Source organism: Clostridium sp. AM34-9AC (assembly GCF_003480225.1).
Lineage (GTDB): Bacteria > Bacillota > Clostridia > Lachnospirales > Lachnospiraceae > Acetatifactor > Acetatifactor acetigignens.
In genome coordinates, this window is sequence record NZ_QUIU01000011.1 from 1 (window position 1) to 22,622 (window position 22,622).

Sequence of the window (22,622 nt, forward strand, 5' to 3'; positions counted from 1 at the left end):
CGCCCCGCTTGTCGGAAACTTCCGGGGCTCAGCAGAGAAAAGACGTAAATTACAGGACATTTCGTAACGTAGGCTATAATAAATGCCGCGATGCCCACCATGGAAGGATGTTCCGTTTGCTGTGGACGTTCGTGGATTTGAAACTACCATCTGCAATGAACCACGTTATTCATAAGATTGTCAGCATAAAACGCTGCCAATCTTATTTCATATCGCGGCGTTCGCCGCATCTCGGCATAAGTAAAGACAGCGAATTGTGCGCAAGCGCCCATCGCTGTCTTCACTATGCCTATGCGCGGCTCATTGCTCGCGTAACTTTCTATTTAGTCGTTCAAAGCCATGTCTTTCAATTTCGCAAACAAATTCCGTACCGGCTTAGCGCTTAAAATTACCAGAGTTATGGCTGCTTCAGAGAAGATATAGATAGCATTGTAGGCGAGGGAGTAAGGCAGGGGATCCCAGCCTTCCCAGGCATAGTAGCCGAAGAAGATCCATCCGGAGATCACGGCAAACACATATCTTCCAAGAACCCCGGCAATATATCCCTTGATCAGTCCTAGCTTCGCATTGGAGAAGAGACCGGACAGTCCCAGAGCGCCGAAAGCAAGAAGATAGTCTACCACCAGCTGCAGGGGATATAATACATAGGGATCTATGAGCAGCTGCAGGACACCGTAGGCTACACCTGTGGCAATACCGGCACCCAGACCGAACCAGTAGCCGGGCAGGCAGATCACCAGCATGGACAGCAAAGTAATGGAGCCGCCGGTAGGAAAATGGAACAATTTGATATTGGAAAGAACGGTTCCCAGGGCAATAGCCATGGCACAGAATGCCAGCTGCTTCACGGTGAGCTTGCCGTGCTTCATCCTGGAATCACCATCGGAAGAAGCGGGAGCTGCCGCAGTCTTTTTCATCTGCATGCGGGCAAATAAAACAGCGGCCGCCAACAGTGCGGCCAGAATGATCACCAACAAGACATTTCCCAGGGGAGTGGGGATATAAGTAGTCTCTCCCCAGTCATTGGTAACAGCAGTGTACAACATAAAAAAATCCTCCTTCGTGTGCGCGAGGAGGGACAACATCGTATTCATACAGATAAATTCTCTGTATGAATAATGTGCTTCCTTACGCCGGTATTACCCGGTTCAAGTAGTGAGGGTTAGAAGTGAAGCCTTGATGGCGGCACTTCAATCTCAGCGATGTGCTCCCCTAGCGGATATTCTATTTACCTGTTTACTATAGTGCTTTATCGCAGCAGTGTCAAGCGTTTACTTTCGGAATGCCCCGGGGAATTTATAAAAAAGTTTTCAACACCTGCAACACTCCGTTTTCCCAATAGGGCGCACAGGTATCCCTTGCAGCGGCAATGACTTCCTCTCTTGCATTGGAGACAGCATAGCTCATTCCGGCGCTTTGCAGCATTTCGATGTCGTTCAGATTGTCTCCAAAGGTACAGGTCTCATCCGGCGCGATCCCCAAATATTCCTGGAGAAAACGGATCGCAGACCCCTTATTTACCCCAAGGGGATTGCAGTCCACCCATTCTTTTCCGGCAGAAGCAAGCTTCACCCGGGACTGCCAGGTGGGAGTGAAGACAGGTGCACACATTTCTTCACAGGCGGAAGGATGATATACAGTGAACTTGATCACATTGTCCACGGGCGTTTTCATAAGATCGGCAGATTCCCGGATGTCATATCCGTAGGAATCCGTAAGCCACCGGAACATCCGGCTTCCAGCATCTTCCGCTAGACAATAATCCGGTGTGGCAATAAAATAATCGCAGTCCGGTAATTCGTTCCGGACTGTCTCACACATGCCGTGCCAGATCTCTTCGGGTAAGGTATGCACCTTTAAAATTTCCTTCGGTGTGCGGACCACGGTACCGCCGTCGGTGATATAGAGGAGCTTGTCGCGGATGGGGGCAAAAAGCTTCCGCTCACTGATAAATTGTCTGCCGGAACAGGCAACGAAACGGATGCCTTTTGCAATCAGCTTTTCAATGACGGTCATGTATTCAGGATCCAGCATCAGAGTGCCGTCCTTCAATAGCGTGCCGTCAATATCGGTTGCAATAAGTTTGATCATAGTGCCTCCTGAATCTTACATTTCATTATATCATGAGCTCACGAATCCGCGCTATCGCGCTCTACATCCTGCTTCGCAGGATATTCGTTCGCTAATGAGCCCAGAAAAACAAATGTCTGCTTCGCAGCCGCTTGTTTTTCCTTGAGGCTCATTACATTATATCCTACTGTCCACCGGATTTGCAAACGGTATCTGGAAATACAAAACAGTTGGAAAATGCTCATGGATATAGTATTCTTTATAATAGAAAAAACGTTTTATACGTGCCTGCAGGATGATGCTGGCATTGGAAGGATAGGATAAGCATGAAAAAAAGTATCGTTGGGATCCTGGCACATGTGGATGCCGGGAAGACAACATTGGCAGAAAGCCTTTTATGTGCCTGTGGTGTCATAGAAAAGGCCGGAAGAGTGGATCACGGAGATGCTTTTCTGGATAACGGGGACATGGAACGGAAAAGAGGAATCACCATTTTCTCCAAACAGGCGAGAATCCGGTGGAAAGATGTGGATATCACACTGTTAGACACCCCGGGACATGTGGATTTCTCTGCGGAAATGGAACGGACGCTGCAGGTACTGGATGCGGCGGTTCTGGTCATCGACGGAAGCGATGGAGTGCAAGGAGATGTACATACGCTGTGGCGGCTGTTAAAAAGATATGAAGTGCCGGTATTTTTATTTGTAAACAAGATGGATCAACCGGGGACGGATCCGGAAAAAGTACTGACGGAGCTACAGAAAAAGCTGGATAGCAATATTACATCCGTGGAAAAACTGCTGCAGCCTGGGGACAATGAAGGAGAACGGGAAACAGAGCTGGAACACGCGGCCATGTGTAGTGAAGCCTTGATGGAAGAATATCTGGAAACCGGAGAACTGTCGGCGGAAAACATATCGGACACTGTGGCGGAGCGTAAGCTGTTCCCCTGCTTTTTCGGCTCCGCCTTGAAACAATGGGGAATTACAGAGCTGTTAGACGGATTGAATGCGTATCTGCCCCAGCCGGAATATCCGGAGGAATTCGGAGCCCGGGTTTATAAGATCGGCAGAGATAACGCAGGAATCAGATTGTCGTATTTGAAGGTCACCGGAGGAAGTCTGCGGGTTAAAATGCCGGTGGGAAACAGCAGAAGCGGTGCAGGAGAGGAAATCTGGGAGGAAAAATGCGACCAGCTGCGTCTGTATAATGGCGGAAGCTATGAGGCAGTGGATACGGTGAAAGCCGGTGAGGTCTGTGCGGTCACGGGACTTACGAAGACTTTCGCCGGGCAGGGACTGGGCTATGAAAGCGAGAACTCCACGCCGATACTGGAACCGGTGCTGACTTACAGACTACTGCTCCCTCCGGAGGTGGATCCTGTCGTGGCACTGGGGAAACTACGCCAGCTGGAAGAGGAAGAACCGCAGCTGCATGTGTTGTGGCAGGAGGAAAACAGGGAAATCCATATGCAGGTCATGGGACAGGTGCAGATGGAAATCCTCAAAAATATCCTGTGGGAGCGCTTCGGTCTGGAAGTGGAATTCGATGAGGGAAGCATTGTATACAAGGAAACTCTGGCGGAGCCAGTGGAAGGCATCGGGCATTTTGAACCCCTGCGTCATTATGCGGAGGTACATCTGTTGCTGGAGCCCGGGGAGCGGGGCAGTGGATTGCAATTTGCCTCTCTGTGCAGCGAGGACATGCTGGACCGTAACTGGCAGCGGCTGATCCTGACGCATCTGGAGGAAAAACGTCATGTGGGTGTGCTGACCGGTTCCGAACTCACGGATCTGCGGATATTGCTGATTGCCGGAAAAGCCCACACCAAACATACAGAGGGCGGAGATTTCCGACAGGCCACTTACCGTGCAGTACGTCAGGGAATGCGCAGCGGAAAGAGCATTCTCTTAGAACCATGGTTTTCCTTCCGACTGGAGGTGCCTACGGAGAATCTTGGCAGAGCCATGTCGGATATCACGAGGATGAACGGAAGCTTTGAAGCACCGGAGACAGAAGGCAATAACAGTGTGCTGACGGGAAGTGTTCCCGTGGCTTCCATGGGAGATTATGGAAAAGAGGTGGCATCTTATACCAAAGGTCATGGGCGTTTGTCCTGCACACTGAAGGGATATGAACCCTGCCATAATCCGGAGGAGGTAATGGCAGAGATCGGCTATGATCCGGAAGCGGATGTGGTCAACCCCACCGGATCGGTATTCTGCGCTCATGGTGCCGGTTTTCAGGTGTCCTGGGACCAGGTGCCAGAATATGCCCATGTGGAGAGCGGCTGGAAGCCGGAGAAGGAAGGAACCAAAGATGCGGACGGCATTTCGGATGCGGGACTGCAGGCAGTAAACAGGCAGCAGGGCGCTATTCGTCAGACCGGGGGTGGTGTAGAGCGGATTATTTCTCAGGAAGAGATCGAAGAGATCTTCCGCCAGACTTATGGGAAAAAGGCGGAGGATCCCCACAGATTCCGCAGATACCATACTTCCTCCGGAAACCGTGGCAGCTATACGGGCAGCTTGGCGGGAAGTGCCGGTGACACCGGTATGCGGAAGGTCGTACCGCAGGAAAAACCGGAGGAATACCTTCTGGTGGACGGTTATAACATTATTTTTGCCTGGCCGGAACTGCGGGAGCTGGCGAAGATCAATCTGGACAGTGCCAGGGACAAACTGATGGATATTCTGTGTAACTATCAGGGATATCAGGGCTGTCGCCTGATCCTGGTCTATGATGCCTACAAGGTGAAGGACAATCCCGGCTCCACCATGAAATATCATAATATAGAAGTGGTCTATACAAAAGAAGCGGAGACTGCAGACCAGTATATCGAGCGCACGACCCATCAGTTGGGTGCTAAGCCGCAGAAATACCGGGTGACGGTGGCAACCTCCGATGCACTGGAACAGATGATCATCTGGGGCAACGGTGCCACCAGAATGTCCGCACTGGGGCTGAAAGCAGCGGTAGAGGCAGCAGGTGCCGAATATTTTAAATAAGAGAGTTTTATTGGACTTGAAAAAGTGTAATCTATACCTGTCAGGACGGGAAAATAAGATTTCCGACAGAACCCTGAGCACAAAAAGCAGAAAAAGAGGTATGGGTTATGAGAAGACAGTTCGTTTCCAATGTGGCATTTTACAGTACTACCGCAGTACTTATTCTGATCATTGTATTATGTATCGGCGCAACCGTGAAGAGCGAGAGCCGGGATGAGACGCAGCGCATGGAGAACCGGATACAGGAACAGCAACTGATGAGCGATATGAAGCAGTATCTGAATGAGAACGGTTATCGCAACAGCGGCGTGACGCTGACCTATGCACTGGAAGAAGACGGCAGTCCGGATTATACGTTTACCATTCATCATAAGAAGATCAACAGCATGAGTGAGACGGAACGGGGAGCATTGAGCGCAGAACTGGCACGGGCCTGCAACGCAGGCAGCAATTATTCGGTCTCTTATGAATATCTGCTGACGGATTTTTAGAGACTATTTACATGACTTTTTTGGAAATAAGGGGTATACTGATACCATATGCCACAGTAAACGAGGCGATGGGAAAGGAGAACGACAGATGACATTTATTCCCAAACCACATGAGATATATAAGCATTTTAAGGGCAATCTGTATCAGGTCGTAACGATTGCGGAACATTCAGAGACCGGAGAACAGCTGGTGATTTATCAGGCTTTGTATGGAGATTTCAAGACCTATGCAAGGCCTCTTGCCATGTTTACCGGAGAAGTGGATCGTCAGAGATACCCTGAGGTGACACAGCGTTTTCGTTTTGAATTACAGGGAGCGGAGGCGGACAGACAGGCACACGAGGCGGACGCAGTGAGCGGGACACAGACGGCAGCAGTTCAGACGAAGACAGCAAAGATGCCGTCGACTGCGTCCCAGCCCGCAGCAGCCCAGGCAACGCCGATTGTGGCGCAGAACATAGCAGCACAGGCAACGGCGACCGCGGCACAGACAATAATAGCACCGGTTTCTCCCGCAGAAGATGAAGAGCCCGCACTGGATCCGTTGGTACTGGAATTTCTGGATGCGGATTCCTACGAGGAGAAGCTAAATATTCTGGCAGGACTGCACCATCGTATCACCAACGAGATGATCACAACCATGGCGATTTCCTGTGATATTGAAGTAAATGACGGTGAGCCGGAAGAGCGTTATGAAGAATTGAAGAACTGCCTGCTCACCATGGAGAAGTTCGAATGCAACCGTCTGCGGTAGACTCTATGGATAAATACAATGAAAATTTAACGGATGTTAAGGAAATCTTTAGGAAAGGTGACCTTCGGGCGATTCCCAAACCACTTTTAAAATGGTATGATAATAACCGTAGGATCCTTCCCTGGAGAGAGGATCCTGCTCCCTACCGCATATGGGTCTCTGAGATCATGCTGCAGCAGACCAGAGTGGAAGCGGTAAAGCCCTATTTCCAGCGCTTTATGGAGACGTTGCCGGATATTGCTGCGCTTGCGCAGGCACCGGAAGAGGTGCTGTTAAAGCTGTGGGAGGGCCTGGGATATTATAACCGGGTACGGAATCTACAGAAAGCAGCCATCCAGATCATGGAAGATTATGGCGGAGTCATGCCGGATTCTTATGAGGAGTTATTAAAGTTAAAAGGAATCGGCAGCTATACGGCTGGGGCGGTATCCTCTATTGCTTACGGCAAGCCCAATCCGGCGGTGGACGGCAATGTTCTGAGAGTCATTGCAAGAGTCCGCAAGGATGAACGCTGTATCTCTGAGGATAAAGTAAAAAAGGCTGTGGAAAAGGATCTGTGGGAGGTCATTCCTACAGACAGGCCGGGAGATTTCAACCAGGCTATGATGGAAATCGGTGCCTGTGTATGTATTCCCAACGGGGCTCCGCACTGTGAGGAATGTCCCCTACAGCAGATATGTCTGGCGAATGCGGACGGTACACAGCTGCAATATCCGAACAAAGCCAAAGCAAAAGAACGTACGGTGGAGGAGAAGACGATCCTCATTATCCGGGATGCGGAGCTGGCGGCATTGCATAAGCGTCCGGCGAAAGGTCTGCTGGCCGGTATGTATGAATTCCCTTCGATGAAGGGATATCATACCGCGGAGGAGGTCAAGGAATATCTGGCGGAGAACGGGTTGCAGGTACTCCGGATCCAGCCCCTTGAGGATGCAAAGCATATTTTTTCCCATAGAGAATGGCATATGAAAGGATATCTGATCCGTGTGGATGAACTGGCACCGAAGCGTGAAGGCCCGGATTCAGCAGACTGGATCTATATTGAACCTTCGGAGACAAGGGAGAAATATCCCATTCCTTCCGCGTTTGCAGTCTATGCGAAGGGATTGAACATGAAACTGGGGGCCCGAGAGAACGATCCCGGACAGTGAATAACAAGATAGTGAAGAAAGGACAGCGATATGAAATTACTTTCCATAGCAATTCCCTGTTACAATTCTGAAAAGTATATGAGAAAATGTATTGATTCCCTGCTGATCGGCGGAGAGGATGTGGAGATCCTGATCATCGATGACGGTTCTACCAAAGACCGTACCGCAGAGATTGCAGACGAATATGAAGCACAGTTTCCTACGATTGTGCGTGCTATTCATAAGGAGAACGGCGGACATGGTTCTGCTGTGAACACCGGAATCGCCAATGCCACGGGACTATATTTTAAAGTAGTGGATAGTGATGACTGGGTGAAGCAGGATGCATATTTTAAGATCCTGGACACTCTCAGAGAACTGGCCGGCGGCGGTCAGGCGTTGGATATGCTCATCAGCAACTATGTCTATGAAAAAGAAGGCGAGCGCCGCAAAAAGGTGATCCAGTACCGTCATATCCTGCCGGTGGAGAAGATGTTCACCTGGACGGACTGCCATCATTTTCTGAAGGGCCATTACATACTGATGCACTCCGTGATCTTCCGTACCAGACTGTTACAGGAATGTGGACTGAAGCTTCCGGAGCACACCTTCTATGTGGACAACCTGTATGTATTTGAACCGCTTCCTTATGTGAAGAATATGTATTATCTGGATGTGAATTTCTACAGATATTATATAGGAAGACAGGATCAGTCGGTGAATGAGACCGTGATGATCTCCCGCATCGACCAGCAGATCCGAGTGACGAAGCTGATGATTGATTATCTGGTGGGCAGAAAGTCGGAACTGGTGAAAAACCGACGTCTGTACCAGTACATGCGCAACTATCTGGAGATCATCATGACAGTATCTTCCGTACTGTTAATCCGCTCCGGTACCACAGAACATCTGGAGAAAAAGAAAGAACTGTGGGAGTACCTGAAAGGAAAAGACAAACGCCTGTATCTGTGGATGCGTAACGGCATTATGGGCGGTACCATGAACCTGCCCGGAAGAGGCGGACGGAAGATTTCGGTAGAGGGATATAAGATCTGCCAGAAATTGTTCGGATTTAATTAGAACGGAATTGTTTAACATAGTCAAAATAGCGGATACTTCGGCGGTTTACCCGAAGTATCCGTTTTCTTCTGTTTTTCCAGCCATCTCGTCCTGCATGAAGCCCCCAAACTATTGACAATACCTGTTTTGAACGTATATAACGGTTACATTTAAAACGGAATTAAAATTACGTTAAAAAACGTAGAATAAAATTTAGGAGTAGTAAAATCTTCCATTATTTGGGAAGAAGGAGCTCACATGAAACGAAAGATAATGACCATTGTGGCAGGAGCGGCAGTCGGTGAATCCGGATGTGTATGCCTGGATCGCTGTACCGGGGACAGAAATTGAATATCCGATTTTACAGCATCCTTCCGATAATTCCTATTACTTTATGCATAATATTGATGGTTCGTATGGATATCCCGGGTGCATATATACGGAGAATCTGAACAGTAAGGACATTACAGACAACAATACGGTGATCTATGGACACAACGTGAAGAACGATTCCATGCCCGTCAAACAATAAGAAATCCGAGGGCAGAATTTATGTCATTTTGGAATTATATTAAAGCAATAAGGTAGGAATAGGATTACAGGGATTAGGTGTTCGAAAGTTAAAATGGGTGATATTGATAAGTTACAGTATAGAATTCAGCCAGTTATTAACAAAACGTGGACTCTTTGAACTTTTTGATGATCCGTTTCATAATGTCCTTGGAGCAATAATAGGATTTACATTATGGAGAATGATTATGAAAAGATGTTCAGAAAAATCTGAAGGACAGGCTATAAGACAAAAATAAATATATAGATGGAGTTAAAATTAATTTTAAAGCATAATGCCCAAATTCGCCAGGGACAGATTTTGTTATTTTGCCACGTTGACAAGCGAGTCCCCATTTGTTATTCTCTACTCGTAAGCAGATTTTCTATTTCGAATTTCTATATCGGCATAAGCCGGTGTCTATGACTTCAGAGGAATGAATTCCTGCTTAATTACCCCCAATGATCATAATAGAGCAGGAGAAGGCGTAGAGCGAATGGAAATTTGATTTGCTGACGTTGTCAGCGTATTCTCCTGTGGCAAGTGTGAGAGGAGAATGCAAATGATAATCAGTCCTAAATGGGATTACTGTATGAAGGAATTATTCCGTAATCCGGTGATCCGAAAGTATTTTATCAGTGTGGTGTTGAATATTCCGGTGGAGATGATTCGCAGTACGCGACTGCTGAATACATACCTGTGGAGAAGATATCGTTACCAGAAACAGGGGATCCTGGATGTTCTGGTAGAACTGAATGATGATACGAAAATTAATATTGAACTTCAGGTGAAAGCAGTCAGAAACTGGGACAAGAGACAACTGTTCTATTTAGGAAAGATGCTCACAGAAGAGATTTCTTTTGGCAGAAGCTACGATGTGATGAAGCGTTGTGTAGCAATCAGTATATTGGATTTTAACCTGACGGAAGATAAACAGTACCATAAGACATATTTGTTGCGTGATGAAGAAGGAAGATTGTTCAGCAATCTGTTGGAACTGCATGTGATAGAACTGAATAAGGTCTTAATGGGACAGAACATAGATGAATGGATACGTTTTTTCAACATAAAGACGGAAGGAGAACTGGATATGCTGCGGATGCAGACAAACAATGCCGGAGGAGATACAGATAAGGTGGCGCAGCTGGATGATCCGGAAGTGCTACTGGCAATGCAGAGAAAATATGGAATGATTAATCTGTGACATTTATAAGACAATCCGTTTGCAAACCGGAACTCACCAACAATTACACAACGCAGAACGACAGATAACCGGAGAAACTTATGTAAAAAGATTGTCCGGTTATTATGAATTTGTGTACAGAGAGGAAAAAATGAGAGCAGATAAAATAAAAACTATAATTGGCAATATCAATGACTTACCTTATAAGACCATCTTGTTTGATGGAACCTGGGGTGTCGGGAAGTCTTATGCGGTAAATGAGGCGTTGGCAGGAAATCCGGACGTTTGTAAAATATCAATGTTCGGAATGACAGATGCGAGACAAATATATCATGAAGTATTGTTTCAACTGGCATTGAAGAATAATGTCGGCGGGAAGATTGGTGAAATAGCTAATAATATCATAGAAGGCGCAGCAAAGGTCTGGGATAAAGTCGGACAGGCCCGGGATGTGGTACAAAATATAGCAAACGAAAGAGAACTATTTTTATTATTGTCCAAAGAATTTACATTCCTTCACATTGTGGTCATAGACGATCTGGAAAGAATGAACAGTAATATGAATTTGGAAGAGATATTTGGAATCATAGAGGAACTGAAACAATGTAATTATGTGAAAGTTATACTCGTTGCGAATACCGCAGAAATGTCAAAAGATAAAAAAGAGATATTTGACAAATACAGTGAAAAGGTAATTGAACGAACATATGCTATTACGGAACGGGCAGAGAGTGTCGAGTGGAGTAAATTGCATATCCATGCTCAATTTATTGAAAAATTTCTGAACCTTCATAAAGTGGAAAACTTGCGGACACTTGAAAAGGCGCAGCGATTTTATGATGATGTAATATTATTTTGTGAAGACTGCAATAAAGATGAATTTTTGGAGGAACTGAGACTGATATGTTATGCCATCGTCGTTGAAAGTACACACAATCTGTATTATAAGGAGGATGATCCCAACAATACGGATTCGGTGAAAAAGATGGTGAGCAGTATTGAAAATACGTTGGAGCATAGAATAGGGAAATATCTTTATGGTACAAAGAGCAGTAATAATTTGACCGGAATGCTGTTGAGATACTATCAGGAGGGGACGCTTGATAAAGAACAATTAGAAGCCGAGTATCGACTGTTTCTTAAATCGGGAGATAAACCCAATTATTATAAGACAGATGCAGAGATAAAAGTAATGCTGCCGGATTTAAAAAAGGGATTGCTTCAGGCAAAAAACATTGTGGAATTAAACGAATTTGCAGATTCCTATATGGTATGGAGTGATATTCTGGAGGAAGATAATGAGGATGTTTTAACCATATATAAAAACGGGTTAAACAAAATGCTAAAACAGGCAGTCAGAGATGGAAAAGAAGAAATTTTAACGCACTCTTATGATTTATTCCATATGTCTTCAGACAAGGTGAAAATAATATACATGGAAGAAAATGAAAACATGAAAGAATTTTTGATTGAGACATATGTAGAACATTTGAGGATCACAACCCACGGGGAAAAAGCGTACCAATTTTCATATAAACTCAGAAATTATTTTAGCAACAGTTATTACCATGAGATCATAATGACAAAAGTGGATCAGCTGTATAATAAGACGTCTTTTCCTGTGGGGGACGTAGATCAGAATAGATATCATACCTGTTATAATATCATGTATTTACTGTACCATGCAGATAAGGAGAAATTTTTGAACTATTGTACTGACATAAAAAAAGATTGTGATAAGATGTCAAGACATAGGATAGAGGTTTTGTCGGAAGAGATAATGAAAGACCAGAAAACATGAGAAAAGTGATTCCTTCGTACAGTTGAAGAGGAAAACAGAAAGTGCTACAATTTACATGAAAATGCAAATTATGGCATTTTTTATAAATAACAAGGGGGACCGATATATGGCAACACAAAAGCAACAGGGTATTAAGAAGCGATTGACAAAGGGATTCACAAAAGTGGCGGTAATTGGAGCGGTAGCTGCAATCATTGGAATCGGAGCGCTTCTGATTGCTGCGGCGCAGTATGAAAAAGCACTGAATCGGTATGGTTTTACACAGGGGGATATCGGTAAGGCGATGACCGCTTTTTCGGAGAGTAGAAGTGCATTGCGCGCAGTGGTCGGGTATGATGATGAAGCTGTGATCGAAAAGCAGACAGCTCTGCATGACCAGAAGAAAGAGGCATTCGAAACTTATATGGATGAATTGAGCAGAACACTCAAATTCTCCGAGGGAAGAGAAGCTTACAATGCGGTCTTGACGGAACTTGACGGCTATTGGGAGCTGGATGCACGAATCTTGGAATTGGCAACTTCGGATGATGCGGATGGTTATCTGGAAGCGCAGGAACTGGATACGACAGATTTGACGGCTCAATATGAACAGATTTATGCAGAATTCGTTGAACTGATGAACCTGTGCGTGCAGAAAGGTGACCGTGCGGAAGCGGATCTGCGGGCAATGGAACGGAATATGCTGTTGGTGATCCTGGCAATCGTTGTGGTTTCTTTCTGGAGTTCGGTGATCCTGGGACGAAAAATGGCGCAAGACATAGAAAAGCCCATGATAGCATTGGCAGATCGTCTGCAGACCTTCGCACAGGGAGATTTAAGCAGCGCATTTCCGGAGTGTGCAACGGAAGATGAGATTTCTTATATGATACAGGTGGCAAAGGGGATGGCATCGGATCTGGATATGATCATTACGGATGCCGGAGAACTTCTGGGACAGATGGCAGAGGGAAATTATGCTATCGGCACTAAGATTGAGGATAAATATGTAGGACAGTTTGTGGCATTGAAGGATGCCATGCGTAAAATGAACCGTCAGATGAACGGTACGCTGCATCAGGTAGAAGAAGCTGCAAAACAGGTATCAGCCGGCGCTGAGAATCTGGCAGAATCTGCCCAGTCCCTTGCGGAGGGAGCTACCGATCAGGCAGGTTCGGTGGAGGAACTGACAGCAACAATTACAAATATCGCGGATGCAGTGAACCGTACGGCGGGTGAATTGCAGAAGACCACCCGGAAGGCGGAAAATTATGCACAGCAGGCGGATGCCGGACATGCACAGATGAAATCTCTTATGGAAGAGATGGATCGAATCAACGATACGTCCAAAAAGATTCAGAATATTATTGCAGAAATCGAAGACATTGCCAGTCAGACCAACCTGCTGTCATTGAATGCCGCAATCGAGGCTGCCAGAGCAGGGGAAGCAGGAAGAGGCTTTGCTGTTGTGGCAGAACAGATTCGCAAACTGGCAGAACAGAGTGCACAGTCCGCAGTGGATACCAGAAGTCTGATCGAAGGCTCTCTGCAGGAAATTGAGAGGGGAAATCAGGCCGCTGAAGCGGCAGCGGAATCACTGGAGCAGATTGTGACCGGAGTTAAGGAGATCGCAGCAGATTCCAGGAGACTTAGTGAAGAATCAACAGCGCAGGCACAGGCAATGGAACAGGCAGAAGTGGGAGTGACTCAGATTTCGGAGGTCGTACAATCCAATTCCGCATCTGCGGAGGAATCTTCTGCAACCAGCGAGGAATTGTCGGCACAGGCATATTCCTTAAATGAAGTGGTAGGCAAATTTACATTACGCAGAGATTAAACTATTAGGAAGAAAATAATTGTTTATGAAATACCGATTTATCAGGCATTGGAAACGGATGCAAAATAAATCGGTATTTTTTTACCCATAACTTTCATTATGACTGAAACATTCATTCTTTCATTATCCTTTAGAATTGTAGAGGTAGGAAACAGGAGATGAGGGAATGAGTCAGAAACATTCGGAACAATATAAAATTATAGGACAGGCGATTAAAAAATATCGAAAACAACGAGGACTTACACAGGAGCAGTTGGCGGACAGAGTAAGTATTAGTATCAGCTATCTCACCAAGATCGAGGCACCGAATTGTGACCAGCCGTTTTCTTTGGAGGTAATATTTGATATTGCTGAAGTGCTGGAGATACCGGCACATGTATTATTGGAGGATTTATAATTTTGTGACAGAGATGAGATTTGCAGTAAGAAAATCTACAGCGTTTGTGAAAAACAAAAAGCGGAAACACTGTAAAATCAATGTTTCCGCTTCTTATATGAGAGCTGCTGACGGGAATCGGACCCGTGACCTCCGCACTACCAATGCGACGCTCTACCGACTGAGCCACAGCAGCATCACGTGACGGCTAACGCAATCACCGTGATTCATTCTAACAAAAGAGATACCGTTTGTCAACAACAAAAATTGCAAATTTTAACAGTATTTGTCGATGAGAAAAAATTGACACAAAATCTACGAAAAGTAAAATATAAGCAGATGTAAAACAAATTTTTACTTTATAGTAAAATCATCTATATTTAGTACGGGGATAAATGTTAAATTATAGAGTAAATATTTTAGAAAGATAAAACCTCTATATGAGGCGATGGTAGGTGCACATGCAGAAAGAAGAGACAACAGGAGACCATCAAGAATTTGATGAGATGTACCGTAGGACACAGGCGGAAATATACAAGTTTATCCGCTACAGGGTGGCAGACAAGGAACTGGCAAAGGATGTCCTGCAAGAAACGTATTATGTTGCGTATAAAAAGTGGGATATTCTCTGTGAACATTCCAATCCAATGGGATGGCTGATCAATACTGCCAAGAATAAAATACGTGAACTGAATAAGTCATTGAAGAAGATAGAATGTGAAGTCGACCTGGATGCCGACGAATATACATTCACGGAAGACGGTTACGGAAAATCAGAACTTGATCTCATAATAACGAAAGGCCTGACGGAAGAGGAGAAGAACAGATTTTACAAATATTTTCTTCACGGGTATTCAATTTCTGAGCTGGCACAACTTGAGAAAATATCCGAGAACAATATGAGTGTCAGGATCAGCAGATTGAGAAGCAAGATAGCCCAAAACATACCCGACGAGTCCGGTATCGACAAAAAATACAAAAAATCTGTAAGAATTGACAAAAAAGAATCATGTACTTAACGAGGGACCAATATTACACCAGATAAGGATATGCAGAAGGGAAAGGAATTGGAATTAATATGAAGAAGCAGGATAACGAAAGCCTGATTCAGGAGCTTACCAAGCGGTTGGACTGGTACATTATGGAAGCATCAGATGAAGAGTTTGATGCGGATGAAGTACAGACATTAATGAAACTGCTGGATAACCTGAAAACAGAGGAAGACAATATAGAAGATGAATTGCCTGTGGAAGAGGCATTGGATGATTTCTGGAAACATTGTGAGGAAAGGGAAGAAGAGGAGCGCCTGTTGCTTGGCACCGAAGAAGAGAAGGACAAAAGTGAACCTGTTGCAGAGAAAGAGGAGGACAAGCCCAGGGAGGGTAAGCTTCATAAAGTGCTCTGGTATTTTCACAGACGCAGATTTGCGGTAGTAGCGGCAGTGGTACTTGTCGTAATGGTACTCGGCGGTTCCTGGCAGGTAGTTGCCAATGCGGAGAAGCATGGAGGTTTCTTCTGGTGGATGGATAAGAACGAGGAAGGGACGACTATGATTACGGCACCGGAAGGCGGGCAACAAGTCTCTTCAAATGCAGAGGTAGAAGAATATTACAATATAGAAGATGTGCCGGAAATATATAGGAACTATGTGAAAGAAGTATTTCAAATTAATGCTATCTCAGAGAGCATGCTTGATTACATTAAAGTACATAGATTAAAGCATGATGATACAGTATCTGTATTTGTGAAAAATAATGACGATGTCTTAAGAATTGAAATTATAATATATCAACAAGAGATTTTAAGAGTTAGAGAATCATATCCAGGATATACTTTTGAAAAAGAACTTGATGATGGTGGGGGAAGTATTGATATATTTTCAAGAAAAGAATTATCTGGAGAAAATACATATTTAACATGCTTTTACTATGGAAAAGAAAAATATATGGTAATAGGTAAAGGGGATGAAGAAAAAATATGTGACATTGCGATAGAATATAGAAATGTAATTTTAGATTATAATAAATAATATAAATGAAAAAAGCTGGTAATTTGATAATTATCGGCTTTTTTTATGCAATGATGCAAAAAAGTTTTTTAAAATTTTATTAACTAAATTTTATTAACTAAATTTTATTAATTTAAAAAAAGTTGTAAGAATATGTGTATATTTGTCATGAAGTATATAGAAGGATATCAAATAATGTGAAGATATCCTGCTAGTGTAGCAAAAATGTTATTTAGAAAGGAGAAAGATGATTGAAGAAAAGGAGAAAGAAAAATTGGAGAATTAGGGTAATGGCTGCGTTAATGACCATGATATTTATGGTACCTACACCTAGCTTAAAGGCATGTGCAGCAGAAAATGTTGAAACAACTGATGTAGAAGTAATTACAACAAATAAAATAATAGGATACCAGTCACAAGTACAACCATTAACGACCATGTTTAATTGTCAGATTGTTTTAGCATTTACATTGGAAGGGTTAGAGATGTCTTTTACAACTTCGTCTGTTGAAGTATCATCCGTTATTGGAGTAAAAGATATTAAAGTGCAGCAAAAAATGTGGTACGGTTGGAAAACAGTAATGACTTCTGATGGGGCAGAAAATCAGAATGAAGCAGTTTTTGGCGCTGATTTAACTTATCCTGATGCGGTTAATGGTAAAACCTACCGGGTTATTTGCACTCACTATGCAAACTATGATGTTTACGAAGAAGTTGTCAACGACACCGGTGCCTTCAAATTCGTACTATAACAATTAGAACTACCAGGTAACAAATAACACACAATAAACCCTTGCTACACTTACGAAAAAACTTAATAATGTATGAACTGCAGAAATACAAAGTACATATTACTTGCAGCAGGAACCACTGGGGGTGGGGATACAACAATGTATTCAGAAAGTATGCTAAAACCTGCATAAGGGAAAACGAAGGGAAAAATAAAATATACTGCAATTGTCACAGTGGGTGGGACAAAAATCTTCACGTGAAAGTATAAGGGGAAATCTTTCAGGAAAAAGATACAGCTGAACGCCTTACAGCTAATGGACATTTATGTCAGGGGTGACAACAAGCAGGATGAGAAAGAGAGAACAAAAGATGAAGCGAATAATGTGGGCAAATCCCATGATCAAGTCTGCCGGGTACGATGCCCAGCAGCAAATGTTGGAAATCGAATTTGCAAACAACGGACAGATCTGGCAGTTTGATAATGTACCGGAGGATATCTGGTATCGCTTTCGGAGTCACCATCTTCCGGAACTCTTTTTCCATAATTTCATTATGGGACATTATCCGGAACGAAGAATGCAGGAAATTGGGTAGGGAACCCAGGCATACGGGGAATACAAACAGGGGAATGAAATTATAACGCAGGAAGCCGCAGAGATAGCAATATCTCCTGCGGCTTCCTGCGTTACAAAATAACATTTTACATAAATCTCTTTCCCAAAAAAGTGGAATATGCTATACTGTTACAGAAGTCTTGTCTGATGGAGGCTGAGATTTTCGAAATAGGAAGAGAGACGTTAACAGATTCATGGCAAAAGAACTGCAACAGACATTGCCGGAAGCCCGGCGAAAAAGAGTGCAGCGGTTGAAGAAGATGATCATAGGTATCGTGGCGGCGGGAATCGTGATTCCGCTCCTGTGCTGTGTGTATCTGATCTGCAGGCTGCATACGATTGACGGAACTTTGAAGACACTGGAGCAGAGACTGGATGAACTGGATATCCGGAATCAGGAGTTACAGACGCTGCTGCAGCAGTTGCAGGAGCAGAAGAGTACACCGGTACAGACACCTCAGATACAGGAGGACAGTCCCGGCGCAGAAGCTTCAGAGCCGGTGGCGGAGGAAAGCTTCGGGCAGGAAGAAATTCACAAGGTGTATCTGACGTTCGACGATGGCCCCAGTATTTATACGAATGACATCCTGGATATTTTAGACAGCTACAATGTCAAAGCCACATTTTTTGTGGTGGGAAAAGAAGGAACCAATGCAGAAGAGGCGCTGCAAAGGATCGTTGACGAAGGACATACGCTGGGAATGCATTCATACAGTCATAAATATAAGGAATTGTATGAATCAATGGACAGTTTTACACAGGATTTTGCCCGGATCAGGGACTCCATCTATCAGGCCACCGGAGTGGAGAGTGTCTGTTACCGGTTCCCGGGTGGAAGCTCCAATACGATCAGCGAGATCGATATGCATGATTTTATCGATTATCTGGACAGTCAGGGAGTGGAATACTACGACTGGAATGTGTCCTCCGGAGACGGCGGAAGCATGAAGTTATCCACGGATACATTACTGGAAAACTGTACCAAGGATATCGATACCAGAGACACGTCTATCATACTGTTGCATGATTCCGCGGAGAAGCCGACTACAGTGGAAGCTTTGCCGGATATCATAGAGAATATTCTGGCCCGGCCGGATACAGTGATCCTGCCGATTACGGAAAATACCAGGCCGATTCATCATATAGAGTAGGAATACCTGTAAGAAGAGAATGCCTGTTGCGGTTTTGATCGTTCGCAGAACGCGAAAACCGCTGATAAATAACAAGAAACAAATGGAGGTACATAATCATGGGATTTTTCTCAGACTTGAAGGAAGATCTGTCCCAGGCGGTTAATGAACTGATGCCGGAGGAAGAGCTGGATCAGGCAGCCGTGGAAGAGACGAAGGAGCAGCCGGTGGAAAATACGCAGGAGACAACGGAAGAGACTCCGATGGAGCCGCAGACGGAAGAGACACCAAATGACAATGCAGCATTGGAAGAAATGTTGAAGAACCTGGATTCTATTGAAATTCCCCAGGAAAAAGAAGAACAGCCGGAAGAGGAAACAACGGCAGAAGAATCCCGGATAGAGGAAGCTCCCATAGGAGAGACCGTACCGGAACTGGATCTGGACAGTATACTTCAGAACGATATGACTGTGGACAGTGTTCTGAAGCAGGAGAATACAGAGAATAGCAAAGGAGCAGAGAAGAGAATGGACGCAAAAATCGCATCAGATGAAACAGCAGTTATCACCGCAGGTATGGTTATCACCGGAGATGTAAGTTCTGAAGGATCTATGGATCTGGTAGGTACGATCAACGGAAATATTGATATTCTGGGCAAACTGAATATTACCGGATATATCAATGGAAATTCCAAGGCTGCCGAGATCTTTGCAGAGGGAGCCAAGATCAACGGTGAGATCGTCAGCGAAGGTTCTGTAAAAATCGGTGCAAGTTCTGTAGTCATCGGCAACATCACTGCCATCAGCGCAGCTATTGCAGGTGCAGTAAAGGGCGATATTGATGTACAGGGACCTGTAGTGCTGGATTCTTCCGCCATCGTAATGGGCAACATCAAGTCCAAGTCCGTACAGATCAACAACGGTGCCGTAATCGAAGGTATGTGCTCTCAGTGCTATGCGGATGTCAGCCCGACTTCCTTCTTCGATGATTACAAGCCCGAGAAAAAGAAAGTAAAATAAGGAGCATATGACCATGAAGAGAATATTACTGAAGCTTAGTGGAGAAGCACTGGCAGGAGAGAAGAAGACCGGTTTTGACGAGGAGACCGTCAGAAAGGTAGCATTACAGGTAAAGGAACTGGTAGATGACGGTATTCAGGTAGGTATCGTTATCGGTGGTGGCAATTTCTGGAGAGGACGTTCCAGTGAGAACATTGACCGTACCAAGGCAGACCAGATCGGAATGCTGGCTACGATCATGAACTGTATTTATGTCTCCGAGATTTTCCGTTCCGTAGGCATGATGACCAATATCCTGACACCTTTTGAGTGCGGATCCTTTACCAAGCTGTTTTCCAAGGACAGAGCAAATAAATATTTTGCCAAAGGTATGGTAGTGTTCTTCGCAGGTGGTACGGGACACCCTTATTTCTCCACCGATACCGGCGTTGTTCTTCGTGCCATTGAGGTAGAGGCAGATGTCATTCTGCTGGCTAAGGCAATCGACGGTGTCTACAATGCAGATCCCGCCAAAGATCCTACAGCGAAGAAATATGATGAAGTATCTATTGATGAAGTAATTGCCAAGAATCTTCAGGTAGTGGATATGACCGCTTCCATTCTGGCCAGAGACAACAAGATGCCCATGTGGGTATTCGGCCTGAATGAAGAGAACAGCATTGTGAATACCTTGAAGGGCAAGTTCAACGGAACCAAGGTAACCGTATAATTTCAGAAAATAAAAATGGAAAGGCGCAGAGCGCAGAAGAGAGGAAAACAATGGACGCAAGAGTACAGGTATATAGTGACAAGATGCAGAAGGCTTATGAGTTTCTGGAGGCAGATTTTGCTGCTATCCGTGCGGGACGTGCGAACCCTCATGTATTAGACAAACTGAGAGTTGACTACTATGGAACGCCTACCCCTATTCAGCAGGTGGGTAATGTAACCGTTCCCGAGGCACGTATCATCCAGATCGCTCCCTGGGAGAAGTCTCTGATCAAAGAGATCGAGAAAGCAATCATGACTTCCGATATCGGTATCAACCCTTCCAACGACGGCAGTGTGATCCGCCTGGTATTCCCGGAGCTTACCGAGGAACGCAGAAAAGATCTGGTAAAAGAAGTAAAGAAGAAGGGTGAGGAAGGCAAAGTAGCTATCCGTAATATCAGAAGAGACGGCAACGATGCCTTCAAGAAGCTGGCAAAGACAGAAGTATCCGAAGATGAGATCAAGGGTCTGGAAGATGATCTGCAGAAGCTTACCGACAAGTATGTAAAGGATATTGATGCTCTGATCGACAGCAAGTCCAAGGAAATCATGACGGTTTAAGAAGGTTTAAAATTATGGAAGAGAATCTGAAAATTCCGAATCATGTAGCAATTATTCTGGACGGCAACGGCCGTTGGGCCAAAGCAAAAGGAATGCCCCGCAATTACGGGCATATGCAGGGAGCCAAGACGGTGGAAGTGATCTGTGAAGAGGCGTACCGTATGGGAATCCAGTATCTGACAGTATATGCTTTTTCTACAGAGAACTGGAACCGCCCGCAGGATGAAGTGGACGCGCTGATGAAGCTGCTCCGCAATTATATGAAGACCTGTCTGAAGACAGCGGAGAAGAACCGTATGTGTGTCAGAGTCCTGGGTGACAAGACCAGACTGGATGAGGATATCCGGACGCGGATCGCGGAACTGGAAGAGGCCACAAAGAACAACGATGGCCTGCATTTCCAGATTGCCATTAATTACGGAGGCAGGGATGAGATCGTCCGTGCAGTGAAAAAACTGTCCGCAAAAGTACAGAGTGGAGAAGTGGATCCTGCAGGGATCACGGCAGATACTCTGGAAGGATACCTGGATACTGCTGGAATTCCGGATCCGGATCTGCTGATCCGAACCTGCAATGAACAGAGGATTTCCAATTTCCTGTTGTGGCAGCTGGCATATACGGAGTTTTATTTTACCCCGGTTCCCTGGCCGGATTTTACAAAAGAAGAATTGATCAAGGCTGTGGAAGCATATAATCATAGAGACAGAAGATATGGCGGCCTGAAGGAGGAATAGCTTATGTTTTGGACCCGTTTGCTCAGTGGCATCGTATTGCTTGCCATTGCACTGGCTACGTTCAGCTTCGGCAATGTATTTCTGGCAGTGCCGTTGTGGCTTATTTCTCTGATTGCATACAGAGAGCTTACCAAGGCATTAAAATGTGCAACGGATGAGAAAAAATTTAATGCACTGGAATGGATCGGTTTTGTGGGAGTGACGGCATATTATGCAACACTGTTTTTCACCAGAGACCATACATTACTGCTGATGTGTATTGTAGCACTGTTCATGGCGGAAATGTTCTGCTATGTGGCAGCCTTTCCGAAATATCAGGCAAGTCAGGTCATGGCAGCAGTGTTCTCTTTCCTGTATGCACCGGTGCTGTTGTCCTTTGTCTATCTGACCCGCGAGTGCGAGAACGGAATTTATCTGGTATGGCTGATCCTGATCAGTTCATGGGGATGCGATACCTGTGCCTATGTTGTCGGCAAACTGATCGGAAAGAAGCATATTTTCCCGGAATTAAGCCCGCATAAGTCTCTCGAGGGATGTATCGGCGGTGTCGCCGGAGCAGCCCTGATCGGTGGTTTGTATGCACATTTCTTTGTGGAAGCGGCATTCCCTGATCAGATCATCACCTGGACAATCGCATTCATCTGTGCGGCGGGCGCGGTGATGAGTATGGTCGGTGACTTGGCGGCATCTGCCATCAAGAGGAACCATAACATCAAGGATTATGGCAAACTGATTCCCGGACATGGTGGGATCATGGACCGGTTTGACAGCATGACGGTGACAGCACCGATGACGTATTTTCTTGCCATTCTGATGATTGGACTGCGTTAGTCCCAAAG

At 45.1% G+C, this 22,622-nt stretch carries 22 protein-coding genes, 1 tRNA gene and 1 riboswitch; of the genes, 20 read left to right on the top strand and 3 right to left on the bottom strand.

What is annotated here, in order from left to right; translation table 11 throughout:
- Nucleotides 1-323 precede the first annotated feature (323 nt).
- Both DW835_RS08055 and DW835_RS08060 read right to left on the bottom strand, forming a co-directional pair.
- Nucleotides 324-1,046 (bottom strand): energy-coupled thiamine transporter ThiT, encoded by a 723-nt coding sequence (locus tag DW835_RS08055; protein WP_118668806.1) that lies wholly within the window; start codon nt 1,044-1,046, stop codon nt 324-326.
- Between the two features lie 62 nt (nt 1,047-1,108).
- A riboswitch (TPP riboswitch) is annotated at nt 1,109-1,224 on the bottom strand.
- A gap of 72 nt (nt 1,225-1,296) precedes the next feature.
- Nucleotides 1,297-2,091 (bottom strand): Cof-type HAD-IIB family hydrolase, encoded by a 795-nt coding sequence (locus DW835_RS08060; protein ID WP_118668805.1) that lies wholly within the window; start codon nt 2,089-2,091, stop codon nt 1,297-1,299.
- A 305-nt stretch (nt 2,092-2,396) separates the two neighbouring features.
- Here DW835_RS08060 and DW835_RS08065 point away from each other — a divergent pair, with 305 nt between their 5' ends.
- The 10 genes from DW835_RS08065 (at nt 2,397) to DW835_RS08115 (ending at nt 14,256) form a co-directional block, all read left to right on the top strand.
- Complete coding sequence (locus DW835_RS08065) at nt 2,397-5,078, top strand: TetM/TetW/TetO/TetS family tetracycline resistance ribosomal protection protein (RefSeq protein WP_118668804.1); 2,682 nt, start codon at nt 2,397-2,399, stop codon at nt 5,076-5,078.
- 107 nt (nt 5,079-5,185) lie between these two features.
- Nucleotides 5,186-5,569, top strand: coding sequence for a hypothetical protein (locus DW835_RS08070; RefSeq protein ID WP_118668803.1), 384 nt, complete (start codon nt 5,186-5,188; stop codon nt 5,567-5,569).
- Nucleotides 5,570-5,657: 88 nt separating this feature from the next.
- Entirely contained in the window at nt 5,658-6,323 is a 666-nt protein-coding gene (locus DW835_RS08075) for a DUF1653 domain-containing protein (protein WP_118668802.1), read from the top strand.
- Nucleotides 6,324-6,328: 5 nt separating this feature from the next.
- Complete coding sequence (gene mutY / locus DW835_RS08080; RefSeq protein WP_118668801.1) at nt 6,329-7,474, top strand: A/G-specific adenine glycosylase; 1,146 nt, start codon at nt 6,329-6,331, stop codon at nt 7,472-7,474.
- 30 nt (nt 7,475-7,504) lie between these two features.
- On the top strand, nt 7,505-8,533 hold the full coding sequence (locus DW835_RS08085; protein ID WP_118504996.1) for a glycosyltransferase family A protein: 1,029 nt from the start codon (nt 7,505-7,507) through the stop codon (nt 8,531-8,533).
- Nucleotides 8,534-8,906: 373 nt separating this feature from the next.
- Nucleotides 8,907-9,044 (top strand): hypothetical protein, encoded by a 138-nt coding sequence (locus tag DW835_RS17955; RefSeq protein WP_182430278.1) that lies wholly within the window; start codon nt 8,907-8,909, stop codon nt 9,042-9,044.
- Nucleotides 9,045-9,624: 580 nt separating this feature from the next.
- Complete coding sequence (locus tag DW835_RS08100; protein WP_182430279.1) at nt 9,625-10,266, top strand: Rpn family recombination-promoting nuclease/putative transposase; 642 nt, start codon at nt 9,625-9,627, stop codon at nt 10,264-10,266.
- Between the two features lie 130 nt (nt 10,267-10,396).
- Complete coding sequence (locus DW835_RS08105; protein WP_118730940.1) at nt 10,397-12,046, top strand: P-loop NTPase fold protein; 1,650 nt, start codon at nt 10,397-10,399, stop codon at nt 12,044-12,046.
- A gap of 106 nt (nt 12,047-12,152) precedes the next feature.
- A complete protein-coding gene (locus DW835_RS08110) occupies nt 12,153-13,859 on the top strand; it encodes a methyl-accepting chemotaxis protein (protein WP_118668796.1) in 1,707 nt (568 codons plus the stop codon).
- Nucleotides 13,860-14,025: 166 nt separating this feature from the next.
- Nucleotides 14,026-14,256 (top strand): helix-turn-helix transcriptional regulator, encoded by a 231-nt coding sequence (locus DW835_RS08115; RefSeq protein ID WP_022313259.1) that lies wholly within the window; start codon nt 14,026-14,028, stop codon nt 14,254-14,256.
- A 102-nt stretch (nt 14,257-14,358) separates the two neighbouring features.
- On the opposite strand, the gene DW835_RS08120 is transcribed toward DW835_RS08115, so the two are convergent.
- Nucleotides 14,359-14,431 (bottom strand) — tRNA-Thr (locus DW835_RS08120).
- 265 nt (nt 14,432-14,696) lie between these two features.
- Between DW835_RS08120 and DW835_RS08125 the strand changes: the two genes are divergently transcribed.
- The 10 genes from DW835_RS08125 (at nt 14,697) to DW835_RS08170 (ending at nt 22,614) form a co-directional block, all read left to right on the top strand.
- On the top strand, nt 14,697-15,254 hold the full coding sequence (locus DW835_RS08125; RefSeq protein ID WP_022312287.1) for a sigma-70 family RNA polymerase sigma factor: 558 nt from the start codon (nt 14,697-14,699) through the stop codon (nt 15,252-15,254).
- Between the two features lie 59 nt (nt 15,255-15,313).
- A complete protein-coding gene (locus DW835_RS17960) occupies nt 15,314-16,264 on the top strand; it encodes a hypothetical protein (RefSeq protein ID WP_182430280.1) in 951 nt (316 codons plus the stop codon).
- A 230-nt stretch (nt 16,265-16,494) separates the two neighbouring features.
- Nucleotides 16,495-16,995, top strand: coding sequence for a hypothetical protein (locus DW835_RS08135; RefSeq protein ID WP_118668795.1), 501 nt, complete (start codon nt 16,495-16,497; stop codon nt 16,993-16,995).
- 349 nt (nt 16,996-17,344) lie between these two features.
- Complete coding sequence (locus DW835_RS08140) at nt 17,345-17,569, top strand: KTSC domain-containing protein (protein WP_022312183.1); 225 nt, start codon at nt 17,345-17,347, stop codon at nt 17,567-17,569.
- A 214-nt stretch (nt 17,570-17,783) separates the two neighbouring features.
- Nucleotides 17,784-18,740, top strand: coding sequence for a polysaccharide deacetylase family protein (locus DW835_RS08145; protein ID WP_022312182.1), 957 nt, complete (start codon nt 17,784-17,786; stop codon nt 18,738-18,740).
- A 98-nt stretch (nt 18,741-18,838) separates the two neighbouring features.
- Complete coding sequence (locus tag DW835_RS08150) at nt 18,839-19,738, top strand: polymer-forming cytoskeletal protein (protein WP_118668794.1); 900 nt, start codon at nt 18,839-18,841, stop codon at nt 19,736-19,738.
- A gap of 7 nt (nt 19,739-19,745) precedes the next feature.
- Nucleotides 19,746-20,447: a UMP kinase gene (pyrH, locus tag DW835_RS08155; RefSeq protein ID WP_347475455.1), complete on the top strand. Its 702-nt coding sequence runs from the start codon at nt 19,746-19,748 to the stop codon at nt 20,445-20,447.
- Nucleotides 20,448-20,497: 50 nt separating this feature from the next.
- On the top strand, nt 20,498-21,049 hold the full coding sequence (frr, locus tag DW835_RS08160) for a ribosome recycling factor (protein ID WP_022312179.1): 552 nt from the start codon (nt 20,498-20,500) through the stop codon (nt 21,047-21,049).
- Nucleotides 21,050-21,075: 26 nt separating this feature from the next.
- A complete protein-coding gene (locus DW835_RS08165; RefSeq protein WP_118668817.1) occupies nt 21,076-21,783 on the top strand; it encodes an isoprenyl transferase in 708 nt (235 codons plus the stop codon).
- Between the two features lie 3 nt (nt 21,784-21,786).
- Nucleotides 21,787-22,614, top strand: a complete 828-nt coding sequence (locus tag DW835_RS08170) for a phosphatidate cytidylyltransferase (RefSeq protein ID WP_118668793.1) — start codon at nt 21,787-21,789, stop codon at nt 22,612-22,614.
- Nucleotides 22,615-22,622 lie beyond the last annotated feature (8 nt).